Here is a 15,677-nt window from a genome sequence, read left to right on the forward strand (position 1 = left end):
TCAATGGCGGGACACGCCCAGCAGGCGGTCCAGCAGTTCGGGGTCTTGGCGCAGCGTGTCGGCGTCGCTGGCGTGCACCACGGTGCCGTGGTCCAGCACCACCGCCTGGTGGCTGATGGCCAGAATGGCCTGCGGGTGCTGCTCGACGATGATGGCCGACAGCCCCTCTTCGCGGGTGATGCGGGCAATCGCACGCAGCAGCTCTTCCACGATGATGGGTGCCAGGCCTTCGAGCGGCTCGTCCAGCAAGAGCAGTTTGGGGTTGAGCACCAGTGCACGGGCCACGGCCAGCATCTGCTGCTCGCCGCCCGACAGCTGCGTGCCCAGATTGCCCTTGCGTTCGGCCAGGCGCGGGAACATCTCGTAAGCACGCTGCGGCGTCCAAGCACCGGGGCGCGCCACGGCGGTGAGGTTTTCATCCACCGTGAGCGATTTGAAAATGTTGCGCTCCTGCGGCACCCAGCCGATACCGGCGGCCGCCCGGGCATGCGAAGGCAGGCTGTGCAGCGCCACACCACCGAGCGTGATGCGCCCGCCATGCTGACGCGTGGCCCCGGCCAGCGTGTCCATGAAGGTGGTCTTGCCCACACCGTTGCGGCCCAGCAGGGCCAGGGTCTGGCCTTCAGCGAGCGAGAGGCTCACGTCGTGCAGCACCACGGCATCGCCGTAACCTGCGCTCAGTTGTTCAACTTGCAGGAGTTGCGTCATGCCCTCAGCTCCTCTCCATGCCCCAAATACACCGCCTTGACCTGCGGATCGTTGGCAATCACGTCGGGCGTGCCTTCGGTCAAGACCGCGCCATTGACCAGCACGGTGATGCGGTCGGCGAATTCAAACACCAGGTCCATGTCGTGCTCGATCAAGAGCACCGACACATCGGCAGGCAATGCGGCCACGGTCTGCAGCAGTTCTTCGCGCTCACCGGCGGGCACGCCGGCCACCGGCTCGTCGAGCAGCAGCACCTTGGGCTCGCAGGCCAGGGCAATGGCCATCTCCAGCAGGCGGCGTTTGCCGTAAGGCAGTGCAGCGGTGTTCTGGTGCATCACTTCGGTCAGGCGAAACAGGGCCAGCAGCTCTTCGCAGCGCGCCACCACGGCCGCATCCTGGCCCAGCTTGGGCCACCAGCGCGCGCCCAAGCCGCGCCGTTGCGACACCACCATGGCCAGGGTTTGCAGAGGCGTCATGCTGGCAAACAGCTGGTTGATCTGGAAGGTCCGCACCAGGCCACGCGCCACCCGCTGGTGGCTGGGTAAGTGGCTGATGTCTTCGCCCAGCAGCTCGATGCGGCCTTCGGTGGGCGGCAACACGCCGGTCAGCAGGTTGATCAGCGTGGTCTTGCCCGCGCCGTTGGGGCCGATCAGGGCATGGCGTGCGCCGAGCTGGAGCGACAGGTTCACATGGTCGGTGGCCGTGATGCCCCCAAAGCGTTTGACCAGGCCATGGGCCTGCAACACGACTTGGCTCATACTTGCCCCCCTTTGAACCAGCGGGCAGGGCTCAAGCGCTCACGCCCCACCAGCATCAACACCACCAGGAACAGGCCCATCCAGAAAGTCCAGTACTGCGGCGTGATGCCCGAGATGATGTCGTGCAGCAGCTTGAACACCACCGCACCCAGCACGCCGCCATACAGCCAGCCCACACCGCCAATCACCAGCATCAGCACCGCATCGGCCGAGCGCTCCAGCGCGAACACATCGAGCGAGGCAAAGCCGGTGGTCTGCGCCAGCAGCGCCCCGGCAGCGCCTGCCACGCCTGCGGCCAGGGTATAGACCACGGCCAGGCGCGAGGGCACCGAAATGCCAATCGCCGCAGCGCGCAACGGGTTGTCGCGCACCGCCCTCAAGGTAGCGCCCCAGGGCGAAGACACCCAGCGCCGCGCCAAGGCAAACAACAGCAGCAAAACCGTGAGCGAGTACCAGGCGGCCGTCTGACCGTACAGGTCAAATTCAAATCGGCCCAAGAGCGGCCCCATCATCACGCCCTGCAAACCATCCGAGCCGCCGGTGAGCCAGTCGAGCTTGTTGGCCAGTTCCAGCAGGAGCAGCGCCACGCCCAGCGTGACCATCAGGCGAGTGAGGTCCGAGCCGCGCAGGATGGTGACCGAGCAGACCGCGCCCAGCACCGTGGCGGCAGCCATGCCCACCGCCAGACCCAGCAAAGGATCGGGATGGATGAACTTGGCAAACAGCGCCGCGCAATACGCGCCAAAACCCAGAAAGGCTGCATGCCCCAGCGTGACGATGCCGGTGTAGCCCAGCACCAGGTCCAGCGAGACGGCGAACAGGGCCACGATGGCGATCTCGTTGACGATGAGCGCATGGCCCGGCAGCAAAGCAGGCAGGGCGAAGGCCACCGCCCAGAGCAGCGGCTCGTACCAGCGCCAGCGAGAGGCCGACAGCAGTCGGGAACGGGCATCCATGGGATGTGCCATCACTTGCCCCCCTTGCGCACAAACAGGCCTTGCGGCCGCCAGATCAGAATGGCGATCATCAGCGCATACACAATGAAAGCGCCCAGCTTGGGCACGTAATATTTACCCGCCACATCGGCCACGCCCAGCAGCAGTGCGGCCAGCAGCGGGCCGGTGATGGACGAGGTGCCGCCCACGGCGACCACGATCAAAAAGTAAACCATGAACTTGAGCGGAAAAGTCGGGTCCAGCCCCAGCACTTCGGCACCCAATGCGCCGCCCAGGCCCGCCAAGCCCGAGCCCACCGCAAAGGTCAGAGCGAACACCTGGTTGACCGGGATGCCCAGGCCCGCGGCCACGCGGCTGTCGTCCACGCTGGCGCGCAGGCGGCTGCCAAAGCGCGTGCGGGTGAGCACGTATTGCAGCGCCACCGTCAGCACCGCGCACACGGCGATGATGAACAGGCGGTAGTGGCCCATCCCCAGGGCACCATCCCACAATTCAGTGCGCCCCCGCAACCATTCGGGCAGCTGCATGATCTGCTGCTGCGAGCCCATGAAATAGTCGACCGCCGCCACGGCCATGAAGGCCAGGCCGATCGAGAACAACACCTGGTCCAGATGCGGCTTGCGGTACATGGGCCGGTACACCGTGCCCTCCAGCACCGCGCCCAGCGCGGCCGCACCGGCAAAAGCCAATGGCAGGCACAAAAGGAACGGCACATCCAAGCGCTGCATCAGCACCACCGTGATGTAACCCCCCACCATGGCAAAAGCGCCGTGGGCCAGGTTGATGAAGTTCATCAGGCCCATGGTCACCGACAGGCCCACGGCCAGGATGAAGAGCAGCATGCCGTAGGCGATGCCGTCAAAAAGCAAGGTCAGCATGACGCTCCTTGAGAGACTGACGATGGCAGAGCCAGCCACTGGCGCATGGCGGCCAGCACCGCCTCGGGCTGCTCCTGCATGACCATGTGGCCGCCATCAGGCACCGAGACGATGGCCGGTCGCGCGGGAATGCAATCAGCGATAGCTTGGTGCTGGATGGGTGGCGACCAGGCATCGAGCGCACCACACAGCACCAGCGTGGGCACCTTCACCGTTTGAAGCACGGTGGTGGCATCGGGCCGATGGATCAAGGCGTGCAGTTGTTTTTCGAAAATGTCGGCATCTTTGCGCTCGAACATGTCCAGGATCGCGTCGATCAGGGGCCGGTCGTTCAGGCGCTGTGGCGCAACCATGCCTTTGACCCACTCGCTGGCCATGGCGCGCACCCCCTGCGAGCGGGCGATTGCCAGCAAGGCCATGCGCTTGCGCACCTCTTCGTCACCGGCCTCACCGGCCGGTTTGGGCAGGTGACCGGTGTCGAACAGGCCTACGTGCGTCACCCGCTCGGGCGCGATGCGCATGACTTCAAGCGCCACGCGCCCACCCATAGAGTGGCCTGCCAGCGCAAAGCGCACAGGCGCTCGCGACAGCAACTGCTCGGCCATCTGCACCAGGCTGTCGGCACGGCCATGGTCCACCACCTGGACATGCCAGTCGGGCAGGCCCGATGGCACAGCGCCCCAAGATGAGGCGTCACACATCAGGCCCGGCACCAGCACGAGCGTGGGCTTGGCAGGGGTCATTTACTTGGCCTTGCCTGGATCTTTCACATCCTTGATGGTCGCGAACTCCTGGTTGTAGAGCTGGCCGTTCACCTTCTCGACTTTGCGGATGTAGATGTTGTGCACCACATCGCGGGTCTGTGCGTCGATGAACATCGGGCCACGCGGGCTCTCGAAGATCTGGCCTTTCATTGCATCCAGCAAGGCCTGGCCGCCCGCGCCCTTGGTGGCTTTGGCTGCTTCGTAGATCACGCGCATGCCGTCATAGCCGCCCACGGCCATGAAGTTGGGACGCAGGCCGTTGTTGGCTTTGCCGAAGGCTTCGACAAATTTCTTGTTCAGCGGTGAATTGTGCGAAGCCGAGTAGTGATGCGCGGTGACCACGCCATTGGCCACATCGCCCATGCCGTTCAAGATATCGTCGTCCGTGATGTCACCCGTGCCAATCAGTTTGATGCCCGCTTTGTCCAGTCCACGTTCGGCAAACTGCTTCATCAGCGGTGCGCCAATGCCCGAGGGCACAAACACATACACCGCATCGGGCTTGAGGTCCCGCACCTTCTGCAGGAACGGCGCGAAGTCGGGGTTGCGCATGGGCACACGTAGGGTGTCGAGCACCTGGCCGCCGTTGAGCAACAGGCGATCTTTGAAATACTTTTCAGCATCAATGCCAGGGCCGTAGTCTGAGACCAAGGTCACCACTTTTTTGATTTGATTGCTGGCCGCCCAGTCCGCCATGGCCACAGCCGCTTGAGGCAGGGTGAAGCTGGTGCGCACGATGAAAGGCGAAGCTTCCGTGATGCTGGACGTGGCTGCCGCCATGACCACCAAGGGCGTTTTAGATTGGGTGGCAATGGGCGCTGTCGCGAGTGCCAAAGGCGTTAAGCCAAAACCAGCGAGCACACTGACTTTGTCGTTCACCACCAACTCTTGGGCGATGCGTTTGGTCACGTCGGGGGCGCTGGTGTCGTCTTTGACAATCAGTTCAACTTTTTTGCCAGCCACGGTGCTGCCGTTTTGTGCCATGTACAAACGTGCGGCCGCTTCGATTTGTTTGCCCGTCGAGGCGAACGGCCCCGTCATGGGCAAGATCAGACCAATTTTGAAAGTGTCTGTTTGGGCCATTGCCCCCATGCTGGTCAAAGCCAAACCGCTGAGGACGGAGGCCACCAAAAGTCGACGTTTGTTCATGTGCATCACATGTCTCCTAGTTAAATTCATAGAGGATCTTTGCTGATAGGGTAAGGCCGGAACCTACAGAAAAACCCGTAAACCATGCACTTAGGTGACACCGCGAAGTGTGTCAAAAAACAAAGCGACAATCTGAGGCATGACAACAGAAATCACCATCACAAGACCCGACGACTGGCACCTGCACGTGCGCGATGGCGCTGCCCTGAATACCGTGGTGCCCCACACCGCCGCCGAATTTGGCCGTGCCATCATCATGCCCAACCTCAAGCCGCCCGTGACCACCGCGGCCCAAGCGCTTGAGTACAAACAACGCATCTTGGCCGCCGTTCCAAAGGGCATGAGTTTCGAGCCTTTGATGACGCTCTACCTCACAGACAACTTGCCCGCTGACGAAATCGCCCGAGCCAAAGACGCCGGCGTGGTTGCTGCCAAGCTCTATCCAGCGGGTGCTACCACCAACAGCGACGCCGGTGTAACCGATATGCGTAAGACCTACAAAACACTCGAAGCCATGCAAAAGGCGGGCATGTTGTTGTTAGTACATGGTGAAGTGACCAGCAGTGACATCGATTTGTTTGACCGTGAAGCCGTTTTCATCGACACCCAGCTCATTCCGCTGCGCAAAGACTTCCCCGAACTCAAGATTGTGTTCGAGCACATCACCACTGCAGACGCCGCGCAATACGTGGCCTCTGCAGATAAGTACACCGGCGCGACCATCACTGCGCATCATTTGCTCTACAACCGCAACGCGATCTTCACCGGTGGCATTCGTCCGCATTACTACTGCTTGCCCGTGCTCAAGCGCGAAACACATCGCCAAGCCTTGGTGAAGGCGGCCACCAGCGGTTCACCCAAATTCTTCTTGGGCACAGACAGCGCGCCTCACCCCGCGCAGCTCAAAGAGCACGCCACCGGCTGCGCCGGCTGCTATACCGCACACGCCGCCATGCCCATGTACGCCGAAGCGTTTGACAACGAAGGTGCACTCGACAAACTCGAAGGCTTCGCCAGCTTCTTTGGCGCAGACTTTTACGGCTTGCCACGCAACAGCGGCACGCTCACCCTGCGTCGCGAAAGCTGGACACCGCCAGAGAGTTTTGCCTTCGGCGAAGCTGAGCTCAAACCCCTGCGCTCTGGCGAGGCCTTGCCTTGGCGCGTGGTTTAAGTCCGAAAACAGAAGGCTTTGCAGGCGCTGTCTTAGCCGAGATAGATTGGTCTCAACCGTGGTTCGCGCCGTGGCGCGAGTTGGGTGAGCCTACGGTGCAGCAAGCGCTACAGCAGCTAAGCGTTGCCGAAGCTCTCAACGCAATCACATACGCAGCCAAGCGCGAGGCCAGTGCGGGCTCGGGTGATATTGCGAGCGCAGCGAGCGTGAACACGACCCGTGCTGGCCTCGCGCTTGGCGACGCCAACGAAGTGAAGTTCGTTCCCCAATCAGCCCTGCCCGAAGGCCAGGCCTACGAAGACTTCATCTTCAAAACCGCGCAAGTCCCCACCCGCGATGGCCTGCACGACTTCTTCAACGGTTTGTGTTGGCATCGCTTCCCATTGGCCAAACGCCGCTTGAACCAATTGCAAGCTGCCGAAATTGAGGCTCAGGGTATTCGCTCTACGCGCGGACCTGTGCGCGATGCCCTCACGCTGTTTGACGAAAACGTGGTGCTCATGCATGCGCCCGATGCGGTGTGGGCCGCGCTGCAAGCCCGCGATTGGCTCAAGCTCTTTGTCGATTTGCGCGATCAATGGCAGCAGGTGCACTTGGTGTTGTTTGGCCATGCCTTGGTGGAAAAACTCGTCACCCCCTACAAGTCCATCACAGGCCATGTGTACCGCATTGCGAATGAAGTAAATCCGCACGACGAAATCGCACTAGACGCATGGCTCGTGCAAGACCTTCAACCTGCGAAGCTTGCCACCAAACCCTACGAGCCATTGCCGGTGTTAGGCATCCCGGGCTGGTGTGCCGCCAATGCTGAGCGTGCTTTTTACGAAGACACGACCGTGTTTCGCCCCAAGCGCGTAGTTACCTAACTTTTGTGTGGCTTTTTGACGTGCAAGCATTGAATTGCCAACATTCACCCCTACCATTCACAACAGCGGACCTTTGTACTACCCGCTGAAAAGGAAACCATGAAACGCATTCTTCTGTTCGTCCTCACCAACCTCGCCGTCATGGTGGTGCTGGGGGTCGTCGCCAGTTTGCTCGGCGTCAACCGTTACCTCACTGCCAACGGTTTGAACTTGTCTGCCTTGCTGGGCTTCTCGCTCATCATGGGTTTTGGCGGTGCCATCATTTCGCTCTTGATGAGCAAGTCCATGGCCAAGTGGAGCACAGGTGCTGAAGTCATCACCCAGCCACGCAACCCAGACGAAGCTTGGATCGTGAGCACCGTGCAACGTTTGTCTGAACGCGCTGGCATCGCCATGCCTGAAGTCGCGATTTACGAAGGCGAGCCCAACGCGTTTGCCACGGGTGCTTTTAAAAACTCGGCCTTGGTGGCCGTGTCCACCGGTTTGCTGCAAGGCATGACCAAGGAAGAAGTTGAAGCCGTGTTGGGCCACGAAATTGCCCACGTGGCCAATGGCGACATGGTCACTCTCACGCTCATCCAAGGCGTGCTCAACACCTTCGTGGTGTTCTTGAGCCGCGTCATCGGCTACTTTGTAGATGGCATGCTGCGTAAGAACGATGAAGAATCCAGCGGCCCCGGCATGGGCTACTACATCACCAGCTTTGTGCTCGACATCGTGCTGGGTTTTGTGGCCAGCATGATCGTGGCGTGGTTCAGCCGTTACCGCGAATTCCGTGCCGACGAAGGCTCAGCTCAGCTCTTGGGCAACAAGCAACCCATGATCAATGCCTTGGCGCGTTTGAACAGCATGCAAGCGGGCGAGTTGCCCACCAGCGTGGCGGCGATGGGTATCACGGGCGGTTTGGGCAAGTTGTTTGCCTCGCATCCACCGTTGGAAGAGCGTATTGCAGCATTGCAAAACGCACGCTGATCGTTGAGCGCACCGCAATCCCCTTGGACGGTCGCCCCCGCGCAAGCGGTGGCGACCGTTGCCATTCAACCTGATGCAGAGTTAACACCTGCGCAAAAGCGGTTCAACACCTTGCTCGCGCGCGTGTCAGCGTTGTCTGAGTCCATCGCCACACTAGAGGCTTTGTCTACCCAGCATCGCAGCAGCCACTTGCGTGCGATGAGTGCGTTAAAGAACCAAGAAGACGCGGCGCGTAAAAACTTGTTGCTGTTTTTGGATGGTCGCCTGCACACGGTTGAGCTCACAGCGACGCACCGACGCAGCGCCACGCAAATCATCTTGGCTTTGTGTGAAGCGCTGGCGCACAAGCAAGACCCGCAAGTGCAAGCCATCTTCAGCCAACACCACAGTGAAGAAGATGCGCAAGCCTTGGCCGAAGAAGCGCGCGCCGGTGCTGAGCATGCCAAGGCTGTGTTTGAAGATTTGTTTGGCAAGCCCCTGCACGGCGCCGACGATTTGCACACGGCAGAGGCGGTGTTTGAAGCGGGTCTGCGCCAATACCGCGAACAGGAACAACGCCTCGAAGACAAACGCCAAGCCAAGAAGGCCAAGAAAAAACCTGTAGCCCGTCAGCTCAAAGACGCGCAGCAAAAGATGGATGCCAACACCGCGCTGCGCACGGTGTATCGCCAGCTCGCCAGTGCCCTGCATCCTGATCGCGAACCTGACGAAGCCGAGCGCTTGCGCAAAACGGCGTTGATGAGCGAAGTCAACGCTGCGTATGACCGCAAGAACTTATCGGAGTTGCTCAAGCTGCAACTGCACATTGCCCAAATCGACAGCGCGGCCTTGAGTCGCATGGCAGACGACAAACTCAACGCCATGTGCCTGCTGCTCAAAGAGCAAGTGGAGGCGTTGGAAGAGGACGAAGCTCAAGCCCAGTTTGAAATTCGCCACTACCTTGGTGTGCATGAGCTCGATCACATCAGCGCTGAGAGCTTGGCCCGTGCGCTGGCCATTCAGCTACGCGACAAAGAGCACGAGGTGGATACGCTAGAGCGCGACCTGCGCCGTATTCAAAACGAGGCCGAGCTGAAACGTTGGCTCAAAGAGCAAGCGCAGTTGGCCAAGGAAGCCAGAGTTGAGTTAACCGACTTAGACCGCTTGTTGTACCGATGAAAAAAGCGCCCGAGTTGGGCGCTTTGACGTGGGGGCTTTGCGGGCTTAGCCCTCGATGTGCGGCTCCACCAATTTCGCCAGCTGTTCCAAGGACTCTTGCCATCCGAGGTAGCACATCTCCAGCGGAATCATCTCTGGAATACCAGCTTGTGTGACGTTCAACTCTGTGCCGCACAGCACGGGTGTGAGTGACACGGTGACTTCCAACACTCCGGGCAAGTTGGGGTCTTCAAACTTGTCGGTGTAATGGATGCGTTCGTTAGGCACAAGCTCAAGATACTCACCACCAAACGAATGACCATTGCCGCTGCCGAAATTGTGAAACGACATGCGGAACGTGCCACCCACGCGTGCGTCGAGGTGATGTACTGTGCAAGTAAAGCCGTAAGGCGGCAGCCATTTGGCCAAAGCGCCGCCTTCAAGGAAGGCGCGATACACCTTGTCAGGTGATGTTTTCAAAACGCGATGCAGTTGAACGCTGCGACTGGACATGGCGAACTCCTTTGGAAACGGGGGCAACTGCCATCCCTTAAACCGGCAAGTAACCTTCCACCGACAAATAGCGCTCGCCCGTGTCGTAGTTAAAGCCCAGCACCGTTGCGCCTGCGGGAATTTCAGGCAGCTTTTGCGCAATCGCGGCCAGTGTTGCGCCAGAAGAGATGCCGACCAACAAACCTTCTTCGGCTGCACTGCGGCGGCCCATTTCGCGGGCGGCATCGGCTTCGACTTGAATCACACCGTCGAGCAAGGCGGTGTCCAAGTTCTTCGGAATGAAGCCCGCGCCAATGCCTTGAATGGGGTGAGGTGCAGGCGCGCCGCCCGAGATGACGGGCGAGGCTGTGGGCTCGACCGCATACACCTTGAGCTTGGGCCACTTGGCTTTGAGCACTTGCGCGACGCCACTCAAGTGACCGCCCGTGCCCACGCCGGTGATGAGCACGTCCACGCCTTCGGGAAAGTCGGCGATGATTTCTTGCGCGGTGGTGCGGGTGTGCACTTCGACGTTGGCAGGGTTTTCAAACTGTTGCGGGATCCATGCGCCAGGTGTTTGCGCGGCCAGTTCTTCGGCACGGGCAATGGCGCCCTTCATGCCTTTTTCGCGGGGCGTCAAATCAAAGCTGGCGCCGTAGGCCAGCATCAAACGGCGACGCTCCACGCTCATGCTGTCGGGCATGACCAAGATGAGTTTGTAGCCCTTCACCGCAGCGACCATGGCGAGGCCCACGCCGGTGTTGCCCGAGGTGGGCTCGATGATGGTGCCGCCCGCTTTCAGAGCGCCCGACTTTTCAGCCGCTTCGACCATCGCCAAGGCAATGCGGTCTTTGATCGAGCCACCGGGGTTGGTGCGCTCGGACTTGACCCACACCTGATGCGTGTTGCCAAACAAACGGTTGATGCGAATGTGTGGCGTGTGGCCGATGGTGTCTAAAACGTTGTTGGCTTTCATGGGTGTCTCCAAATGGCGATGGGTGATTGTGAGTGAAGCGAAAAGTCTGGGTGGTGCAAAGGGTTAGTGTCGCTGTGCCATGAGTTGCTTGGCCACAGCCTCACCCACTTTGATGCCGTCCACCCCCGCCGACAAAATGCCGCCCGCATAGCCCGCGCCTTCGCCAGCGGGGTACAGGCCATGCAGGTTGGGGCTTTGTAAGGTGTCGTCGTCACGCGCGATCCGCAAAGGCGATGAGGTGCGCGTTTCCACGCCTGTCATTACCGCGTCGTGCATGTCGTAGCCTTTGATCTTGCGACCAAACACAGGCAGCGCTTCGCGCATGGCGGTGATGGCGTAGTCGGGTAAAGCGCTGTTGAGGCTGACCATCTTCACGCCGGGTTTGTAAGAAGGCTCGACACTGCCCAGCGCAGTGGATGCACGGTTGGCCACGAAGTCGCCCACGAGTTGTGCGGGTGCTTCGTAAGTGCTACCGCCCAAGGTGTAGGCGTGGGCTTCAAGTTGGCGTTGCAGCACCAATCCTGCGAGTGGGTGGTAGCCGCCGGGCGCATCGTGCGTACTGTGGCGCACGGCGTTGCCGAGTTCTTGGCCTAGCTCGGCTTCAAATGCGGCGGGGTCAGTGGGGTAGTCGCTCGGGTCAATGCCCACCACGATGCCAGAGTTGGCGTTGCGTTCAGCGCGTGAGTATTGGCTCATGCCATTGGTCACCACGCGGCCTGCCTCGCTGGTGGCGGCCACCACCGTGCCGCCGGGGCACATGCAAAAGCTGTAGACGGCGCGGCCATTTTCGGCGTGGTGCACCAGCTTGTAGTCGGCAGCGCCCAGCAGCGGATGGCCCGCGTGTTGGCCCCAACGGGCGCGGTCAATCACGCTTTGCGGGTGCTCAATGCGCACGCCAACAGAGAAGGGCTTGGCCTCCATCGCCACCGCATGACGGTGCAGCATGGTGAAGGTGTCACGCGAGCTGTGGCCCAGCGCCATCACCACATGGCGGGCGTGCAGGGAGTAGGTCTCGCCCGTGGCGTGGTTGTGGACCTTCAGGGCTTGAATGGCGCGTGATGGTGTGTTGTCGTCGTATTCGATGTCCACCACACGCTGCTCAAAACGCACCTCGCCGCCCAAGCGAATGATTTCTTCGCGCAAGCCTTCCACCACTTTGACCAACTTGAACGTGCCAATGTGCGGATGTGCGGTGAACAAAATTTCTTCGGGCGCACCAAAGCGCACAAACTCGTGCATCACCTTGCGGCCCAAGTGGCGTGGGTCTTTGATTTGGCTGTACAGCTTGCCGTCTGAGAACGTGCCTGCACCGCCTTCGCCAAACTGCACATTGCTCTCGGTATTCAAAATCTTTTTGCGCCACAAGCCCCAGGTGTCTTTGGTGCGCTGGCGCACGGTAGTACCGCGCTCAATCACGATGGGCTTGAAGCCCATTTGCGCCAACACCAGCGCCGCGAAGATGCCACACGGCCCAAAGCCCACCACCACAGGGCGCTCGCCGGTGTGCGTGCCCCAGTCGCCGGGGGCATGCGCAGGCGCGTGCCACGCCATGTCGGGCGTGGCTTGGATGTGAGAGTTCTTCTCGTGCTTGGCCAGCAGCGCCGCTTCTTGCGAGGCATCCACCAAGGTGACATCAACGATGTAGACCACCAGCAAGTTTTGTTTGCGTGCGTCAAAGCTGCGCTTGAACACGCTCACTTCGGCGATGGCATTGGTCTCAATACCCAAGGCTTGCGCGGCCAAAGTGCGCAGTGCGTCTAAGGGGTGGGGCGGGAGCTGGCGGTCGGCCTCGGTTTCGGCGGGCGCATCGGCAGCGCGGCGTTCTTCGAAGGGGACAGCCGACAAAGGCAGTTTGAGTTCTGAGAGTCGAATCACAAGCGTGTGGCCCGTAGTGATCGGGCAAGTTATGTCGAGGGTTGTGATTATCCGTCGATAATCCACGCGTGAAGTTCGCTAGGCCGTCGCTGGTGCAATCTGGGAAACCAGGCACTGGAGGAACGTCCGGACTGCGTAGGACAGCGTAAGAGGTAACACCTCTCCACCGTGAGGTGAGGATCAGAGCAACAGAGACGAGCCGATTCAGTTCGGGTGAAACGGGCAATCTCTACGCGCAGCAATACCAAGTAGGCCAGCGTTGATGTGGTTCCGCAGAGTTGGCGGGTAGGTAGCACCGAGCCGAGTGGGTGACCCTCGGCCCAGATTAATGACGGTCACGCGTGGGGCAACCCGCGTGCACAGAATCCGGCGTATCGGCGAACTTCACACTTTTCATGTATTTCTATCGCAAATGTGGCCGGTTGAGATGAATCTGCTTGCAGCGTGACCCAACCTACTCTCAACGCCAGCGTATGGCCTGGTGTGATGAAGTGATCGGCGCTGTCATTGGCCATCGTCACCCACAAACGACCACTGACCACATGCAGCTGCGTGTGAGGCTTGGCCTCAAAGGTTTCGCATTGATGGGGTGAGAGGTAGTGCAGCAGTGCCGACATGAATGCTCCTTGATGGCACCAATGTCGCTTTTTGTTGGCTCTTTGCCTATCCACACGCAGGAGTGATTTACACCATCGCAATCTAGCGCTTGGCTTAACTGTTCTTCACCAAAAGGGTTCAATCTGTACTGGTTGAAATCAAATCGAGGTGAAATCTGTACGGCACAATGTTTCGACATGCCCAGCCACTCACCTGATCCTTCGCAGCCGTTGTACGCGCAGATTGCGCAGGGCATCTCACAGCTGATTGACGGTCAGGTATTCAAGGCAGGCAAGCGCTTGCCCTCGGTGCGCGAGGTGGCAGCACAGAACACGGTGTCTGTGTCGACAGCCGTTCAAGCCTATCGTTGGCTCGAAGAGCGTAACCTCATCACTGCAAAGCCTAAATCTGGCTATTACGTGGCGTCCCGCAACAAAGGGCCAGCCCTACCTGCCACAAGCCGACCACCTAAATACAGTTTGCAGGTCGACAGCCAAAACAGATCAGAGCAAATTGGCTTAGAAAACTTCCCTGGTCCCATCGTTAGCTTTGGTGGGACTTGTCCCAAAGATCCAGATTTCTTTGACGAAGCGCGTGTGCGTGCTGCTGTCAATCGGGCCACGCGTGAGCATCGCTTCAGCTTGGTGGCGTACACCGATTCATCCGGTACACCGGCGTTGAAAGAGTCGGTGTCACGCCGAGCTTTGCATTTGGGGTGTCGACTGCAACCAGACAACATCGTCATTGCGTCGAGTTGCATCAATGCCGTCAGCCTGTGTTTGCGTGCTGTGACCAAGCCTGGTGATGTGGTGGCGTTGGAGTCGCCCACACATTTTGGTTTTTTGGATTTGATTGAGTCCTTGAATCTGCGCGCACTTGAAATACCAACACATCCCAAAGATGGCATGTCCTTGTCTGCGTTGCAGTTGGCGCTGGACACGCAGCCTGTCAAGGCCGTGTTGAGCGTGCCCACGTTGTCGAATCCTTTGGGTGCGGTGATGAAAAACTCCGACAAAAAAGCTTTGGTGCAGATGTTGACCAAGCACCAAGTGCCATTGATTGAAGATGTGGTGTTCAACGATTTGCTGGCCTCCGATGAACGCCGCAAAGCGGCCAAAGCCTATGATGTAGATGGTTGGGTGATGGTGTGTGGCTCGTTTTCTAAAACGCTCACACCGGGTGTGCGCATGGGCTGGTGCGAAGCGGGGCGTTGGAAAGACAGCGTGATGCGACTCAAAAGCGTGCATGGCATTCAGACCACCGATGTGTTGGAACACGCATTGGCCGATTTGTTGACGCAAAGCAATTACGAGGCACGCATGCGTCGGCTCAGTGGTTTTTTGCGTGAGCGCCTAGAAGAAGCACGCAACATCATCAGCGAATGTTTCCCCAGTGGCACCCGTGTAAGTCGCCCTGCATCGGGCTACACCTTGTGGGTGGAGTTGCCAGAAGCATTCAACACGATGGAGCTCTTCAAGCAGTGCATGGCGCAGGGCATCAGCTTTGGTCCCGGCGCTTTGTTCACGGCCACTGACAGGTTTGATCATTGCTTGCGGTTAAGCTTTGCTGGCACATGGACTGATGTGGAGCGCCAAGCCTTGCGCAAGATAGGTGAAATTTCAAAGGGTGTTGCGTGAGTTCATATGAGATTCCTGTGGTGCAAGAAACCGCACTCAGTAAGTCGATGGTGTTTTCCGACATCGACATCCAGAGCCGCATGAGCACGGCGCGACCCGACGAGCTGCAGTTTGAATACACGCGTTTGATGATGGGCGTGTTGTTGTTTCAGCCGCAACCCAAACGTATCTTGATGGTGGGCTTGGGCGGCGGTTCGCTCGCCAAGTTTTGTTACAAGCATTTGCCCGACGCGCACATCACCGTGGTGGAGATCAACCCACACGTCATCGCCCTGCGTCAGAGCTTTTGCATTCCCGACGACGATGCACGGTTTCAAGTGGTGCAGATGGATGCGGCACATTTCATGGCGCAGACCGAGCAAACTTTTGATGTGGTGTTTGTGGATGGGTTTGACCAGCACGGCATGCCCGAGCAGTTGTGCTCGCCGCAGTTTTATTCAGACTGCCGCCGCGTGCTCAATACGGGTGGCATGGCCGTGGCGAATCTGCATAGATTCCATGCGTACCGCGATGTGTATGTAGATCGCATCGAATCTGCGTTTGACGGCGCGCTGTGGGTGGTGAATGCGCCAGGTACGACCAACTGCGTGGTGTTCGCCATGCATGGGTTTTCAAAAGACATCAGGCTCAGTTACAGCAAACACAAGCCCGAGCACATCAGTGCGGAGGCGTGGGCGCAAATTTCCCCTAGCGTGGCGAGAACGTTTTTAGCGACGCAATAAAGCGTCTGTCATCGTCGTC

At 59.5% G+C, this 15,677-nt stretch carries 15 protein-coding genes and 1 other RNA gene; 7 read left to right on the top strand and 9 right to left on the bottom strand.

From position 1 onward, the window contains the following. Genes QMG27_RS01980 through QMG27_RS02005 form a run of 6 tightly spaced genes read right to left on the bottom strand, consistent with a single transcriptional unit; the run spans position 1 to position 5,213 of the window. Positions 1–708: an ABC transporter ATP-binding protein gene (locus tag QMG27_RS01980; RefSeq protein ID WP_281812641.1), complete on the bottom strand. Its 708-nt coding sequence runs from the start codon at positions 706–708 to the stop codon at positions 1–3. Continuing rightward, a complete protein-coding gene (locus QMG27_RS01985; protein ID WP_281812643.1) occupies positions 705–1,466 on the bottom strand; it encodes an ABC transporter ATP-binding protein in 762 nt (253 codons plus the stop codon). The genes QMG27_RS01980 and QMG27_RS01985 overlap by 4 nt, the downstream gene beginning before the upstream one ends. After that, positions 1,463–2,422 (bottom strand): branched-chain amino acid ABC transporter permease, encoded by a 960-nt coding sequence (locus QMG27_RS01990; RefSeq protein ID WP_281812645.1) that lies wholly within the window; start codon positions 2,420–2,422, stop codon positions 1,463–1,465. Before QMG27_RS01990 ends, QMG27_RS01985 begins: the two co-directional genes overlap by 4 nt. Before the next feature lie 11 nt (positions 2,423–2,433). Next, entirely contained in the window at positions 2,434–3,300 is an 867-nt protein-coding gene (locus QMG27_RS01995) for a branched-chain amino acid ABC transporter permease (RefSeq protein ID WP_281812647.1), read from the bottom strand. Next, positions 3,294–4,043, bottom strand: coding sequence for an alpha/beta hydrolase (locus QMG27_RS02000; RefSeq protein WP_281812649.1), 750 nt, complete (start codon positions 4,041–4,043; stop codon positions 3,294–3,296). The genes QMG27_RS01995 and QMG27_RS02000 overlap by 7 nt, the downstream gene beginning before the upstream one ends. Next, a complete protein-coding gene (locus QMG27_RS02005; protein WP_281814709.1) occupies positions 4,044–5,213 on the bottom strand; it encodes an ABC transporter substrate-binding protein in 1,170 nt (389 codons plus the stop codon). It lies immediately after the preceding gene. Positions 5,214–5,352: 139 nt separating this feature from the next. Here QMG27_RS02005 and pyrC point away from each other — a divergent pair, with 139 nt between their 5' ends. From pyrC to QMG27_RS02025, 4 genes are all read left to right on the top strand, one after another. Then, complete coding sequence (gene pyrC, locus QMG27_RS02010; protein ID WP_281812651.1) at positions 5,353–6,384, top strand: dihydroorotase; 1,032 nt, start codon at positions 5,353–5,355, stop codon at positions 6,382–6,384. Beyond that, positions 6,369–7,250 (top strand): DUF3025 domain-containing protein, encoded by an 882-nt coding sequence (locus QMG27_RS02015; RefSeq protein ID WP_281812652.1) that lies wholly within the window; start codon positions 6,369–6,371, stop codon positions 7,248–7,250. Before pyrC ends, QMG27_RS02015 begins: the two co-directional genes overlap by 16 nt. Positions 7,251–7,349: 99 nt before the next feature. Continuing rightward, the gene (htpX, locus tag QMG27_RS02020; protein WP_281812654.1) at positions 7,350–8,222 is read left to right on the top strand and encodes a protease HtpX; all 873 of its coding nucleotides are present in this window, start codon (positions 7,350–7,352) and stop codon (positions 8,220–8,222) included. A gap of 3 nt (positions 8,223–8,225) precedes the next feature. Next, positions 8,226–9,380 carry a hypothetical protein gene (locus QMG27_RS02025; RefSeq protein ID WP_281812656.1) on the top strand — a complete coding sequence of 385 codons (1,155 nt, stop codon included), beginning with the start codon at positions 8,226–8,228 and terminating at the stop codon, positions 9,378–9,380. A 45-nt stretch (positions 9,381–9,425) separates the two neighbouring features. On the opposite strand, the gene QMG27_RS02030 is transcribed toward QMG27_RS02025, so the two are convergent. The 3 genes from QMG27_RS02030 to QMG27_RS02040 form a co-directional block, all read right to left on the bottom strand. Beyond that, on the bottom strand, positions 9,426–9,872 hold the full coding sequence (locus tag QMG27_RS02030; RefSeq protein WP_281812658.1) for an SRPBCC family protein: 447 nt from the start codon (positions 9,870–9,872) through the stop codon (positions 9,426–9,428). Positions 9,873–9,909: 37 nt separating this feature from the next. Further along, on the bottom strand, positions 9,910–10,827 hold the full coding sequence (cysK, locus tag QMG27_RS02035) for a cysteine synthase A (RefSeq protein ID WP_281812660.1): 918 nt from the start codon (positions 10,825–10,827) through the stop codon (positions 9,910–9,912). A 63-nt stretch (positions 10,828–10,890) separates the two neighbouring features. After that, positions 10,891–12,702, bottom strand: a complete 1,812-nt coding sequence (locus QMG27_RS02040) for an FAD-dependent protein (protein ID WP_281812661.1) — start codon at positions 12,700–12,702, stop codon at positions 10,891–10,893. Between the two features lie 70 nt (positions 12,703–12,772). On the opposite strand from QMG27_RS02040, the gene rnpB reads away from it, so the two are divergent. From rnpB to QMG27_RS02055, 3 genes are all read left to right on the top strand, one after another. Further along, positions 12,773–13,092: RNase P RNA component class A (rnpB, locus tag QMG27_RS02045), an RNA gene on the top strand. 404 nt (positions 13,093–13,496) lie between these two features. Next, a complete protein-coding gene (locus tag QMG27_RS02050) occupies positions 13,497–14,936 on the top strand; it encodes a PLP-dependent aminotransferase family protein (RefSeq protein ID WP_281812662.1) in 1,440 nt (479 codons plus the stop codon). Further along, positions 14,933–15,658, top strand: coding sequence for a fused MFS/spermidine synthase (locus QMG27_RS02055; RefSeq protein ID WP_281812663.1), 726 nt, complete (start codon positions 14,933–14,935; stop codon positions 15,656–15,658). Before QMG27_RS02050 ends, QMG27_RS02055 begins: the two co-directional genes overlap by 4 nt. The last annotated feature ends 19 nt before the right edge of the window (positions 15,659–15,677 follow it).

This window comes from Limnohabitans sp. MORI2, from assembly GCF_027925025.1.
Lineage (GTDB): Bacteria > Pseudomonadota > Gammaproteobacteria > Burkholderiales > Burkholderiaceae_C > Limnohabitans.